11 protein-coding genes are annotated in these 13238 nt (G+C 41.4%); 9 read left to right on the forward strand and 2 right to left on the reverse strand.

What is annotated here, in order from left to right; genetic code table 11:
- The first annotated feature begins 80 nt into the window (after nucleotides 1–80).
- On the forward strand, nucleotides 81–1022 hold the full coding sequence (locus ACI3K6_RS15850; protein ID WP_435555574.1) for a diacylglycerol kinase: 942 nt from the start codon (nucleotides 81–83) through the stop codon (nucleotides 1020–1022).
- A gap of 60 nt (nucleotides 1023–1082) precedes the next feature.
- Here the strand turns inward: ACI3K6_RS15850 and ACI3K6_RS15855 are convergent, their stop codons facing one another.
- Together ACI3K6_RS15855 and ACI3K6_RS15860 are read right to left on the reverse strand one after the other, a co-directional pair.
- Nucleotides 1083–1991: a response regulator gene (locus ACI3K6_RS15855; RefSeq protein WP_435555575.1), complete on the reverse strand. Its 909-nt coding sequence runs from the start codon at nucleotides 1989–1991 to the stop codon at nucleotides 1083–1085.
- A 5-nt stretch (nucleotides 1992–1996) separates the two neighbouring features.
- The gene (locus tag ACI3K6_RS15860) at nucleotides 1997–3244 is read right to left on the reverse strand and encodes a sensor histidine kinase (protein WP_335479805.1); all 1248 of its coding nucleotides are present in this window, start codon (nucleotides 3242–3244) and stop codon (nucleotides 1997–1999) included.
- Nucleotides 3245–3586: 342 nt separating this feature from the next.
- On the opposite strand from ACI3K6_RS15860, the gene ACI3K6_RS15865 reads away from it, so the two are divergent.
- The 8 genes from ACI3K6_RS15865 to ACI3K6_RS15900 all read left to right on the forward strand — a co-directional run bounded on the left by ACI3K6_RS15865 (nucleotide 3587) and on the right by ACI3K6_RS15900 (nucleotide 13199).
- The gene (locus tag ACI3K6_RS15865; protein ID WP_335479807.1) at nucleotides 3587–4900 is read left to right on the forward strand and encodes an anaerobic C4-dicarboxylate transporter; all 1314 of its coding nucleotides are present in this window, start codon (nucleotides 3587–3589) and stop codon (nucleotides 4898–4900) included.
- Between the two features lie 285 nt (nucleotides 4901–5185).
- On the forward strand, nucleotides 5186–6640 hold the full coding sequence (gene aspA / locus ACI3K6_RS15870; RefSeq protein ID WP_435555576.1) for an aspartate ammonia-lyase: 1455 nt from the start codon (nucleotides 5186–5188) through the stop codon (nucleotides 6638–6640).
- A 79-nt stretch (nucleotides 6641–6719) separates the two neighbouring features.
- Complete coding sequence (locus tag ACI3K6_RS15875) at nucleotides 6720–7334, forward strand: succinate dehydrogenase cytochrome b558 subunit (RefSeq protein WP_435555577.1); 615 nt, start codon at nucleotides 6720–6722, stop codon at nucleotides 7332–7334.
- 25 nt (nucleotides 7335–7359) lie between these two features.
- On the forward strand, nucleotides 7360–9126 hold the full coding sequence (sdhA, locus tag ACI3K6_RS15880; protein ID WP_435555578.1) for a succinate dehydrogenase flavoprotein subunit: 1767 nt from the start codon (nucleotides 7360–7362) through the stop codon (nucleotides 9124–9126).
- On the forward strand, nucleotides 9126–9884 hold the full coding sequence (sdhB, locus tag ACI3K6_RS15885) for a succinate dehydrogenase iron-sulfur subunit (protein WP_435555579.1): 759 nt from the start codon (nucleotides 9126–9128) through the stop codon (nucleotides 9882–9884). The genes sdhA and sdhB overlap by 1 nt, the downstream gene beginning before the upstream one ends.
- A gap of 201 nt (nucleotides 9885–10085) precedes the next feature.
- Nucleotides 10086–10631, forward strand: a complete 546-nt coding sequence (locus ACI3K6_RS15890; RefSeq protein WP_435555580.1) for a cysteine hydrolase family protein — start codon at nucleotides 10086–10088, stop codon at nucleotides 10629–10631.
- 62 nt (nucleotides 10632–10693) lie between these two features.
- Nucleotides 10694–12157, forward strand: coding sequence for a nicotinate phosphoribosyltransferase (locus ACI3K6_RS15895; RefSeq protein WP_435555581.1), 1464 nt, complete (start codon nucleotides 10694–10696; stop codon nucleotides 12155–12157).
- Between the two features lie 241 nt (nucleotides 12158–12398).
- A complete protein-coding gene (locus ACI3K6_RS15900; RefSeq protein ID WP_435555582.1) occupies nucleotides 12399–13199 on the forward strand; it encodes a hypothetical protein in 801 nt (266 codons plus the stop codon).
- Nucleotides 13200–13238 lie beyond the last annotated feature (39 nt).

Here is a 13238-nt window from a genome sequence, read left to right on the forward strand (position 1 = left end):
TTTATTGTAAGCGCGGATATTAATTGGTAGAATATAGAAGGCTATGGCGAATAGTTGAATTTATTAATAGGATGATGATGATGAAAAGAGCAAGACTGATTTACAATCCTACTTCGGGCCGTGAATTGATTAAACGGCAGTTGCCGGAGATTCTTGAAAAATTAGAAAAGGCCGGGTACGAGGCATCTGCCCATGCAACAACGGAAGCAGGTGATGCTACCTATGCAGCGCGAATTGCGGTCGAGCGCCGTTATGATGTGGTCATTGCTGCAGGTGGAGATGGAACCATCAATGAAGTGGTAAATGGCATTGCGGAGCAGGAATATCGCCCAAAATTAGGGATTATCCCCGCAGGAACCACGAATGACTTCGCCCGTGCACTCCAAATCCCTCGGGATGTCGGAGCGGCAGTAGATATCATTACAAGAGGTGAATTAATTCCAGTCGATATCGGCCGGATTAATGATAAATATTTTATTAACATAGGCGGCGGAGGCCGAATGACAGAACTAACCTATGAAGTTCCGAGCAAATTAAAGACGATGTTAGGACAACTTGCCTACTATTTAAAAGGAATGGAAATGCTCCCTTCCATCAAAGCTTCTGAACTTAAGATTGAATACGATGGAAAGCTGTTTGAAGGGGAAGCAATGATGTTCCTTGTCGGGTTGACCAACTCCATTGGCGGATTTGAAAAATTGGCTCCTGATTCATCCATCAATGATGGCTTATTTTCCTTATTAATTTTGAAAAAAGTGAATCTAGCCGAGTTTATTCGGGTAGCTACTTTGGCCATCCGAGGCGAACATATTAATGATCCAAATGTGATCTACACAAAAGCCAATCGAATTAAGGTGCAATCTCCGGAAAAGGTCCAATTAAACTTAGATGGAGAATTTGGCGGGTTACTGCCTGCGGAATTTGAAAATTTATACCGCCATTTAGAGGTTTTCGTGCCGCTTGATGACATTCGTCCAAATGACCGTCCGACGGATTGGGAATCTGGAATGAGATATAGTTAGTAATAAAAATAAAAAGCCCAAAGGTGAAACTTTAGGGCTTTTTTCGCATATCAATACGTGTTATCTCTTAGCTTCCATATACAAAGCTTGAATAAATTTCTTGATATTGATTCTGGAATGGCTGCTCTCACCTGAAATTTTCCCTTCCAGCTCTAACATTTTCATTCTAACCTGATTGTAATCGAAAAAGCATGAAGCGTAGTTTTCAAATTTTGCATTGGTGTAATCAGTAAGACCTAAGGAGGCGATATGGTCTAAAGCTTGATGGATCGCCCGGCGGATCCTTTGCTCGCCCGCTTTTATTTCTTTTCTTAATTCTTGTTGAGTGATGGAAGACCCGTGACGTTTTTCAATTATTTTTTCATAGAGGTCCCTTAGTGGAGGAACATCGCGTATTCCTTCAGATTCCAGCCGGGATAATACTGCCAAAATATCAAGTAAATCCTTGTTGCCGCTCTCCCCGATAATCCCAAGCTCCAGCAGGACGTTCTTTCCGGATTTCACTATGGGATTATGGTTGGTCTTAAGCAGTGTTTGAGATTCTACCTTACTATTATTTAAAAAACTCAAAGATTTTTGGATATCATTTAAAGAATTTTCAAGTCTTAAAAGATTGGATACCTTTTTAAGGATATTCACAACTTCCAGGCGATTAATGGGTTTTGTAATATAGTGTTCAATTCCTAATTCATAGGCCTCCCCAATCATCTCTTTCGCTTCCACCTGGGATATCATAATAATTTTTCCTTTAAAAGAAGGGGAAATTTCCCGCACTGTTTCAATTCCGTCACGATTGGGCATTAGTAAGTCAATCAGAAGAATATCAATCTCTTGTTCGGCAAGTATATCTGCATAGACCTCGGATCCATCTTCCACATCTCCTACAACTGTTCCGAGTTCATCTTCTTCAATAATATTCGCGAGCATTTTTCTGATGGTTATGGAGTCATCGACAATAAAGAATTTCAAAGCTATTATCCCCCTTCAGTTAAGCTTGCGGCAGGCAATTCAATACCAAAAGTGGTTCTCTGTGTTGTATCAAGTAGATTGATTTCTCCGCCAATATTCTCAATGACCTGTTTGATATGCGATAAGCCGATTCCATTAGAGGCCATTCCTGTTTCATCATATTTCGTTGTAAAACCCGGTTCAAAAATATAGGGCTTATTTTTTTCAGAAATTCCTGATCCGTTATCACTAACTACGATCTTGATTTTTTCATTTATCCTTTCGACCAGTAGCTCAATCTTCCCTTTTTCATGGATTGATTCAACAGCATTCGCCACAAGGTTATTAATTAATGAAAAAAGGATAAACGTACGATAATGTAAATGAGCACCTGAAATACTCACCTCATACTCAATCGATTTGCCCAGCATTTCTCCATAACTTTTATTGGATGAAATGATGATGGCAATAATATCTTCAATGTCCATATAATCATTAAAATTTTCCTTCACCATCAATTTCGATAGACCTGCATAAATTCGCTGAAGATCTTTTTTGATCTCATGAATTTGACCGGCAATCTTTAAGGTTGTCTGGGACTCCTGGTTGTTTTTTCCTCCCTTTAGCCCTCGATAAAGGCCATAACAGGAACTCGTTAGTTCTTCTGCATTTTTGGACGATTTTTTTACCTGAATCATCTCGACATATAGATTTGAAATTGTTAATAAAATTTCCTCATTCCGCTTACGCTGTTGTTCTTCTGCCAGCTTCGATTCCCTTAGAATAAGAATATTAAAAAAGCCTAATACAAAAAAACTGCGGATAATGGCAATCCCGCCAATGATGAGAAAGGTATGCAAGGTAAGCGGTGTATGAGAAGAAAAGTACCTGAATGTGATTTCCACCATACTGGCAAGAATCTCAATGACTACTCCGAGTACACCAATTAAAAATGGATTGTCATATAGAGTATTAATTTTAAAAAGATAAAACAGCATAGAAAAAACAAGGTAATAAAAGAAAACTGGAAAATGCATAGAAAATGCATGTGCAATGCTTATTGAATCGGATTGTAATCCATACAGAATCATGCGAAACAGAAACACAGCAGTCCCAGCCAACAAACCCGACAGGATTGGATGTATTTTTCTCATCCATAATAGGATAAAGAAAAATACGGGCGTTCCAAGGCTGACCCTAATATCGACATGAATGGGATAGAATTTTAATTCACCCGCGATTGGTACAGCGAAGATGATAAACAGATAGGCCAATAGTTTCTCCCGCAGTAAAATCGCCTCCTATATTTATAAAAGCTTCCTTTATCGTAAAACGATTATGAACAAGTTTTACCCCAAAAAAATGACAAATTTATTAAGTTTTCAGATCAATGTGTATATTTATGTAGTTTTTAGTAGCCTCAATGATAATTTTTAAGGGAAGTTTCATCCCAGCACTTTTTTATTTTTATCACAGGATGCAGACATACCCTACTTCTATTTTGTGATTGCTTGTGAAAAAATTCACATTCAAACAGAAGGTTGGTGAAGCCAACGAAAATGACCTAATTCAAAGTACCGATATAAAAAATCTATTATCGTTTGGAGGAAATCCATATGTTTTGGATTGAATTTTTGATTGTTCTGGCATGTATTTTTATTGGAGCAAGGTTAGGCGGGGTTGGACTTGGTGTAATGGGTGGAGTTGGTCTGGCGATTCTGGTTTTTGGATTTGGTTTGCAGCCAACATCTGCCCCAATCGATGTCATGCTAATGATTTTATCGGTCGTGACTGCAGCAGGTGCCTTGCAAGCTTCAGGCGGGATGGAATATCTTGTTTATCTTGCCGAGAAGGCATTAAGAAAAAATCCTAAATGGATTACATACATTGCTCCGCTGGTAACCTATGTTTTCACTTTTTGCGCCGGAACCGGACACGTGGCTTATTCTGTTTTACCGGTTATTGCCGAGGTATCACGGGAATCCGGAGTAAGACCTGAGAGACCTATGTCCATTGCTGTTATTGCTTCACAGCAGGCGATTACAGCAAGTCCTATATCTGCTGCGACGGTTGCCTTGTTGGCCTTGTTGACAGATTTTAAAATCAGCTTACTTGATATTCTAATGATTTGTATTCCGTCCACATTGATTGCCTGCATGCTTGCCGCATTTGTTGCCAGCAAAATGGGGAAAGAGCTTAATCAGGATCCTGAATATTTGAAAAGGTTGGAGGCTGGATTAGCTCCCATTAGGAAGGATAAAAAGGAATACAATGCGACCAAAGGCTCTAAATTGTCCGTTATCTTTTTCCTTTTGGCGGCTGTGCTGGTTGTGTTATTAGGTTCATTTGAAAAATTGCGTCCAGGCTGGATGATTGATGGAGTGTTTACTCGGATGACCATGCCGGCGGCGATCGAAATTGTCATGCTGTCCATTGCAGCCTTGATCATTATATTCTGTAAACCAAAAGTGGAAGAAATTGTTTCAGGAAGTGTATTTAAAGCAGGTGCAGCTGCGGTTGTCGCCATCTTTGGGATTGCGTGGATGGGAGATACCTTTTTCCAAGGAAACATGCAACTCATTTCTGGTTCCATAGCTGACCTTGTTACGGCAGCACCATGGTTATTTGCGCTTGCGCTCTTCGCGCTTTCGATTCTTCTTTACAGTCAGGCAGCGACGGTTCGGACTTTAATGCCGCTGGGGGTAACACTTGGAATCAATCCAGCGTTACTGATTGCCATGTTCCCGGCAGTTAACGGGTACTTCTTCATTCCAAACTATCCAACGGTCGTTGCGGCTATTAACTTTGACCGCACCGGTACAACTAGAATCGGTAAATATATATTGAATCACAGCTTCATGATTCCCGGCTTGATAGCCACCATTGGAGCGGTAGGGATTGGCATCTTGTTAAGCACGATTATTCTTTAATTTTAAGGCTATGTTAAAGAACAGTGTTGATTTTTTACACTCTGTTGATTGGAGCGGAAGGTGCGAAGACTCCTCGAAAATGCTAACGCGTTTCCTTCGTGCGTGGGCGAAATCTAGGAAGAAAATCAATGTCCTGTGGGAGTAGGGTTCAGGAGAGACCCCGCAGGCGCAAGCGCCGAGGAGGCTCGCCGAAACGCCCACGGAAAGCGAAGCACCTGGAGCGCAAATCAACAGCCAAGTCTAACAGAGCCAATTTTAAAAAAAGTAAATTGGAGATGACGAAACATGAGGGATTCAAATGCTTTCCGAATTGAAAAAGACTTCCTTGGTGAAAAACAGGTTCCCAATGATGCCTATTATGGTGTTCAAACAATGCGTGCAGTTGAAAATTTTCCGATCACGGGCTATCGAATTGATGGAATGTTAATTAAAGCAATGGCCATGGTGAAAAAGGCTGCAGCCTTTGCAAATGCAGAGATTGGCCAATTGGATAAAAAAGTCGCATATGCAATTATGGATGCTGCAGATGAAGTAATGGAAGGGAAGCTGCACGACCAATTTATCGTTGATCCCATTCAAGGCGGGGCAGGAACTTCGATTAATATGAACACGAACGAGGTGCTGGCCAACCGGGCTCTGGAGATCATAGGCGAGAAAAAAGGGAATTACAAAGTGATTAGTCCAAATTCCCATGTGAACATGGCCCAATCCACAAATGACGCCTTTCCGACAGCCATTCATTTGTCCACTCTAATGGCATTGGAAACCCTAATCAAAGCCATGGAAGAGCTTCATTTAGAATTTATGAAAAAGGCAAACGAGTTCGACGGCCTGATCAAAATGGGTCGTACTCATCTCCAGGATGCTGTACCTATTCTGCTTAGCCAGGAATTTGAAGCCTATGCACGTGTGTTACGAAGAGACATTAAGAGAATTAAAGAAACCCGTAAGAACTTGTATGAGGTGAATATGGGAGCAACAGCTGTCGGTACTGGCCTAAATGCGGAACCAGAGTACATTGAAAGAACAGTAAAGTATTTGGCGGGGCTAACTGGCTTTCCTATCAAAGGATCCGAAGACCTTGTTGACGGAACACAAAATACAGATGCCTATATTGAAGTTTCGGCCGCTCTAAAAATCTGTATGTTGAATATGTCAAAAGTGGCAAATGATTTACGGATGATGACATCCGGTCCTCGTTGCGGATTAGGAGAAATCAATCTTCCGGCACGGCAGCCAGGTTCGTCCATCATGCCAGGAAAAGTCAACCCAGTTATGGCTGAAGTGTTAAACCAGAGTGCATTCCAGGTAGTAGGCAACGATTTAACGATCAGCATGGCATCAGAAGCAGGACAATTTGAATTGAACGTAATGGAACCAGTGATCGTCTTTAACCTCCTTCAATCCATTAAGATCATGACCAATGTATTTACTGTGTTCCGCGAATACTGTTTAAGTGGCATTACGGCCAATAAAGAAAGAATGGAAGCTTACGTGAATAATAGTGTCGGAGTGATCACCGCCATTAATCCACATGTTGGTTATGAAACAGCTGCTAGTATTGCGAGGGAAGCGATTCTTACCAGTCGTCCGGTTAGAGAAATTGTTCTAGAAAGGGGAGTATTGACGGCTGAAGAGCTAGATACGATTTTACATCCCTTTGAAATGACCAACCCCGGTATTGCCGGTAAAGAATTACTTCTAAAAAAACGGTATGCTCAAACACATGTATTAGCGTAGATTAAATGAGCTGGCGCCTTGCCAGGACTGGCGCCGGCTTCTTTTTTTACTAACTTTACATCATTAGGAGGGAAAAATTATGGAGCGTGGAAAACACCAGCACTTTTACCGAAAGCTTCATTCTCTATCAGGAATCATCCCTGTCGGTGTATTCATGACGGTTCACTTATTCGTAAATTATTCGGCAACTTGGGGGATGGACTCCTACAATAAGGCCGCAAACTTTATGGTAAATCTGCCATTCAAATATTTTTTGGAATTATTTGTTATTTTTGTTCCTCTATTGTTTCATGGCATATATGGTATTTTCATTGCCAGACAGGCAAAGAACAATATAGGCAGTTATACGTACCTCCGTAACTTGAAATTTTTCCTGCAACGAATTACGGGTCTCATAGCATTTGTGTTTATCATTTGGCATGTCTGGGAGACAAAGGTGCAGGTAGAGTTTAATGGAGTGGAAGCCAACTATCATTTAATGGCCAACATTGTTGATAACAACTTATCGTTAATACTCTACATTATTGGCATTCTCTCTTGTGTATATCACTTTGTAAATGGAATTTGGACATTCCTCATCACATGGGGAATTACCATTTCGCCTCAATCACAGAAAATCACACAATATATTTCTTTCGGATTATTTATCGCTTTAGCCTTTATCGGAATCCGTGCCATTTTGGCATTTGCATAAAGAGCTTGATAGGGAGGAGTTACCAATGAGCAAAGGTAATATTGTCATTGTAGGCGGCGGTTTAGCAGGATTGATGGCCGCCATTAAAATAGCAGAAGCAGGAACAAAAGTAGATTTATTTTCTGTCGTTCCGGTCAAACGCTCTCATTCTGTGTGCGCCCAGGGCGGAATTAACGGGGCTGTCAATACAAAAGGAGAGAATGACTCACCATGGGAACATTTCGATGATTCCGTATACGGCGGGGACTTCCTTGCCAATCAGCCGCCGGTAAAAGCGATGTGTGAGGCTGCTCCAAAGATCATACATATGTTTGACCGAATGGGGGTCATGTTTAACCGGACCCCTGAAGGATTACTAGATTTTCGCCGTTTCGGCGGAACCCAACACCACAGAACGGCCTATGCAGGTGCTACAACCGGGCAGCAGCTCCTGTATGCTCTGGACGAACAGGTACGGAGCCTAGAGGTAAAGGGATTGGTAACAAAATATGAGAGCTGGGAATTTATCTCGGCCGTCCTTGATGATGCCGGCGTCTGTCGCGGAATTACAGCCCAAAATTTACGAACGATGGAAATGAAAGCTTTTCCGGCAGATGCTGTTATTATGGCGTCGGGCGGATTGGGAATGATTTTTGGTAAATCCACCAATTCAACCATTAATACAGGTTATGCGGCCTCAAGGCTTTATCAACAAGGCGCCTTGTATGCAAATGGAGAATTTATTCAAATCCATCCAACCGCGATTCCGGGTGATGATAAAAATCGCCTCATGAGTGAATCAGCTCGTGGAGAAGGCGGGAGAGTGTGGACCTATAAAGATGGAAGGCCATGGTACTTTTTAGAAGAAAAATATCCGGCTTATGGGAATTTGGTGCCGCGTGATATTGCGACCCGTGAGATTTTCGATGTATGTGTAAATCAGAAACTTGGAATTGATGGGGAAAACAAAGTCTACCTTGATTTATCTCATATTGACGCGAAACAACTGGACATTAAACTTGGTGGCATCATGGAAATTTATGAAAAATTCATGGGGGATGACCCGCGAAAGATCCCGATGAAAATTTTCCCTGGAGTTCACTATTCCATGGGTGGGTTATGGGTGGATTTTGACCAGCGAACCAATATTCCAGGATTATTTGCTGCCGGTGAATGTGATTACTCCCAGCATGGAGCAAACCGCCTCGGAGCGAACTCCTTATTATCTGCCGTTTACGGAGGAATGGTGGCTGGTCCTAAAGCCCTTGAATATATTCATGGATTGGAAAAGTCAACCGAACAGGTTTCAAGTTCCATTTTTGAAAAGCAAGCAATGGAAGATACTCGAAAATATGAATCTATTTTAGCGATGAACGGAACGGAAAATGCGTATGTATTGCATAAAGAGCTTGGAGAATTAATGACTTCTAATGTGACAGTCGTCCGCGAAAACAAGAAGTTGAAGATGACCTATGAAAAACTTCAGGAATTCGCGGAACGCTATCAAAATATTAACATAGAAGACACGGCAAAATGGAGTAATTCAAGTGCCTCGTTCGTGCGCCAATTAGAAGGGATGATCAATCTTGCCCATGTCATCACGCTAGGGGCCTACAATCGGGATGAAAGCCGGGGAGCGCATTATAAACCGGAATTCCCAGACCGCAATGATGAAGAATGGTTAAAAACGACGATCGCAAGATACAATACACAAACCAACCTTCCTGAATTGTCTTATGAGGACGTTGATATCTCACTGATTAAACCTCGTAAACGGGATTATACAAAAGCGAAGAAAGGAGCGAAAGCATAATGGTAGAAGCGGCAAAGAAAATTCACTTAATCATTACCAGGCAAAAGGATGCCAAGTCAGCTCCTTATACAGAGGAATTCCTGGTTCCATATCGCTCCAACATGAATATCATTTCTGCATTAATGGAAATTCAGAAGAATCCAGTAAATCATAAAGGGGAAAAAACGACTCCAGTTATTTGGGAATCTGTTTGTTTGGAAGAGGTTTGCGGTGCATGCTCAATGGTCATCAACGGCAAACCCCGACAAGCTTGTTCAACGCTCATCGATCAGCTGGAGCAGCCGATAAGTTTGGCACCACTATCCACATTCCCGGTGATGCGGGATTTAATGGTGGATAGAATTCGATTGTTTGAGTCATTAAAAAAGGTAAAAGCATGGATTCCAATTGATGGAACATACGATTTGGGTGCGGGGCCAAGGATGCCGGAAAAAACACGGCAGTGGGCCTACGAGTTATCCAAATGTATGACCTGTGGCTGCTGTCTTGAGGCCTGTCCAAATGTCAATGACAAATCAGCGTTTATTGGACCTGCCCCATTGTCTCAAGTGCGTCTGTTCAATGCCCATCCGACAGGTGCCATGCATAAGGAAGAGAGGTTGGCAGCAATCATGGGTGAAGGCGGTTTGACATCCTGCGGGAACTCGCAAAACTGTGTCGAGGTTTGCCCTAAGGGAATTCCGCTAACCACCTCGATCGCCCATTTAAATCGCCAAATTACTGTTCAATCCTTTAAGAATTTCTTTGGAAGTTATTGATAGTTTGGAATATCTAAGGGTCTTAAAAATATCCTTGTAAAGTAATCCTGCATTTGAAAATAATGCGGGATTTTTTGGTTTACCTTAAACTTTTATAACTTAAGAAATCTTTTTAGATCGGAGAAGGATCATTTTTAGCTCTGAATAAAAGGGTATATAATGAAAGACAGCAGTAAAGACAATTGTTAAGGAGTGTTGGGGATGAAGGCGCTGATTAATATTGATTATACGTATGATTTTGTAGCGGATGCTGGGGCATTGACGTGCGGAAAGCCGGGGCAGGAGATTGAAGGGGAAATCGTCCGGCTGACAAAAGAGTTTATCGAAAACGGTGACCTTGTCGTGTTTGCGATCGACGTTCACGACAAGGGCGATGAATACCACCCGGAAACCAAATTATTCCCGCCGCACAATCTTCGGGGAACGTCAGGAAGGGATTTATTTGGTGGGTTGCAGGAAGTTTTTGAAGCAAATAAGCATCGGGAAAACGTGATGTACATGAATAAGACACGGTATTCCGCCTTTGCTGGAACGGATCTCGAAATTAAATTGAGAGAGCGCGGCATTACTGAGGTTCATCTTGTAGGTGTTTGCACCGATATTTGTGTCCTGCATACCGCTGTGGATGCCTATAATAAAGGCTTTAAGATTGTCGTTTACAAGGATGGGGTTGCCTCTTTTAATCTGGCAGGGCATGAATGGGCTCTCGGACATTTTGAACAATCGCTTGGTGCTATGGTTAAATAGCTTTAATAATGTTATTATGGTTTAAAATACTGAATAGCTGTATTAGTTTTCGGAGGACGATTATGAAACACATTTATCAGGATGATAGCTTTACATTGCATACGGACCTTTATCAAATCAATATGGCGGAGACCTATTGGAAGGATGGAATCCATAATAAACGCGCGGTTTTCGAACTGTTTTTCCGCAAGCTTCCATTTGGGAACGGTTATGCTGTCTTTGCTGGTTTGGAAAAGGTGATTCAGTTTATTCAAGGTTTTCGTTTCAGTGACGATGATCTGGACTATTTGAAAAATGAAGTTGGGTATGGCGAAGAATTTTTAGATTACCTTAAAAATATGAGATTTACGGGTACAATTCGAGCTATGAGTGAAGGGGAGCTAGTGTTTGGCAGTGAGCCGATTTTACGGGTAGATGCACCATTGGCTGAGGCCCAGCTCATTGAGACCGCTTTGCTTAACATTGTAAATTACCAAACATTAATCGCCACAAAGGCTTCACGCATTAAACAAGTAGTTGGTGATGAAGTGGCCATGGAATTTGGCACCAGACGCGCTCAGGAAATGGACGCAGCCATCTGGGGAACAAGGGCGGCTTATTTGGCAGGATTCCAGGCCACCAGTAATGTTCGTGCCGGTAAATTGTTTGGTATACCTGTTTCAGGGACACATGCCCATTCAATGGTTCAAGCATATAAAGATGAATATACGGCCTTCCATAAATATGCGGCAACTCATAAGGATTGCGTATTCTTAGTGGATACATATGATACGTTGCGATTAGGAGTGCCCAACGCAATTAAAGTAGCGAAGGAACTAGGGGACAAGATTAACTTTATCGGAATCCGTCTTGATAGCGGAGACCTTGCTTATTTATCAAAGAAAGCGCGTAAACTGCTTGATGAAGCAGGTTTTAAGGATGCCAAGATCTTTGCCTCGAGTGATTTGGATGAATATACGATTTTGAACTTAAAGGCGCAGGGTGCTAAAATCGATAGCTGGGGAATTGGTACAAAACTGATCACCGCTTTTGATCAGGCGGCTCTTGGCGCAGTTTATAAGATTGTTTCCATTGAGAATGAGAACGGAGAGATGGAGGATACCATTAAAATATCCTCAAATCCTGAGAAAGTAACCACTCCAGGATTAAAGAAAATCTACCGGATTATCAACAATCAGAACCACCATGCTGAAGGAGATTACATCGCGATGGAGGATGAAAAGCTGCCGGAAAAACGGTTGCGGATGTTCCATCCTACCCATACGTACTTAAATAAAATTGTCACCAACTATACAGCAAAAGAGCTACACCAAGATATTTTCGTGAATGGAGAGCTAGTTCACAAACTTCCATGCTTAGAAGAATCCAGAGAATATTTAAAGCAAAACCTAGACGCCCTCTGGGACGAATACAAACGTACCATGAATCCCGAAGACTACCCAGTCGACCTCAGCCAAAAATGCTGGGACAACAAAATGAGAAATATCGAAGAAATAAAAGAAAAAGTTGCAGCAATGAAAGAATAAATAAAACAGTGAACCGAAGGACGCCTCAAAAAGGGTGTCCTTTTTCATAGAGATGCGGTGCCTGTCACCTTTTTAGGTATTTTCAAAAGAGCCAGGTGTGCCTTTCGTTTTGTCCACTCCATATGGACAAATGTACATGAGGGGTGCCTGTCACCCTCACGGTCACCCTTTTAAGTGAATCTTAAGGAAAGAGGTATATTTTATTAGTATTGAGTTGTACATATAGTTGGGGGTTGTGACATTGAAGCCGCATTTACTTCGAAAGATTCTTTTTATCATACTATTTTTCAGCTTGTTCATAGGATGTTTGTTTGTTTTTGGACAGGGGAATCAGTTGGCTGATTTGGGGATTAATAGTTTTTCAATGGTGGCCTATTTCGTAGCATTAGTTTGGATGATGGATTCATATAAGAAGATAAAAGGTCCACACCGTTATTTTTGGATGTTTTTTGGTCTGGGGATTTGCTTCCTACTGTTTGGAAAGATCGTGTCCACATATGAGCGGATGCATTTTGGCAGAATGATGCATATTTCAACTGAGGATTCTCTCAGACTGGTGGGCTATTTATTTTTCTTTATCGGTTTTATGTACCAAATAAAAGTAATGAAAAACACATTGCCAATGCTGCGCTTCTTATTAAATATCATCATTGTCATTACAGTGGCATATGCTCTAAGCTGGCAATACCTTGTGAACCCAATCCTTCAAGGCAACCGTGATGTGACCAATATTGGCTTCTGGATCTCTTCCATTACACATGCCTTTAATATAAGTCTATTGTTCGCTGCTGGCTGCTTCATTTTCCTTTTTAAACACGTGAAAAAGAAAACCAGTTTCTATCTGATTGCGGCCGGCTTCTTAATTCAAGTAGTCGGTGATTTCTTCTATATTACCCATTACTATGTGAAAGAATGGATCTTTATCATTTGGCCAATTTCTGCATTATTTATGGGATTAGCCGCCGTTTATTCAAAAGAGTATCCTTGGAATATGAAAAAGGAAGAAAAACTTGAGTACAATAAAATTTCATTACTATCCTAAGTGCAGGGATTCTATTATTATTCACGTTTTATAACAATG

This window comes from Neobacillus solisequens (assembly GCF_051233465.1).
In the GTDB taxonomy this organism is placed as follows: Bacteria; Bacillota; Bacilli; order Bacillales; family Cytobacillaceae; genus Neobacillus.

Excerpts from the sequence above, each read along its gene's own strand:
- ACI3K6_RS15850 (WP_435555574.1), top strand. The coding sequence starts at position 81 with ATGAAAAGAGCAAGACTGATTTACAATCCTACTTCGGGCCGTGAATTG.
- ACI3K6_RS15895 (WP_435555581.1), top strand. The coding sequence starts at position 10,694 with ATGAAACACATTTATCAGGATGATAGCTTTACATTGCATACGGACCTT.
- sdhA (WP_435555578.1), top strand. The coding sequence starts at position 7,360 with ATGAGCAAAGGTAATATTGTCATTGTAGGCGGCGGTTTAGCAGGATTG.
- sdhB (WP_435555579.1), top strand. The coding sequence starts at position 9,126 with ATGGTAGAAGCGGCAAAGAAAATTCACTTAATCATTACCAGGCAAAAG.
- ACI3K6_RS15890 (WP_435555580.1), top strand. The coding sequence starts at position 10,086 with ATGAAGGCGCTGATTAATATTGATTATACGTATGATTTTGTAGCGGAT.
- ACI3K6_RS15875 (WP_435555577.1), top strand. The coding sequence starts at position 6,720 with ATGGAGCGTGGAAAACACCAGCACTTTTACCGAAAGCTTCATTCTCTA.
- aspA (WP_435555576.1), top strand. The coding sequence starts at position 5,186 with ATGAGGGATTCAAATGCTTTCCGAATTGAAAAAGACTTCCTTGGTGAA.
- ACI3K6_RS15865 (WP_335479807.1), top strand. The coding sequence starts at position 3,587 with ATGTTTTGGATTGAATTTTTGATTGTTCTGGCATGTATTTTTATTGGA.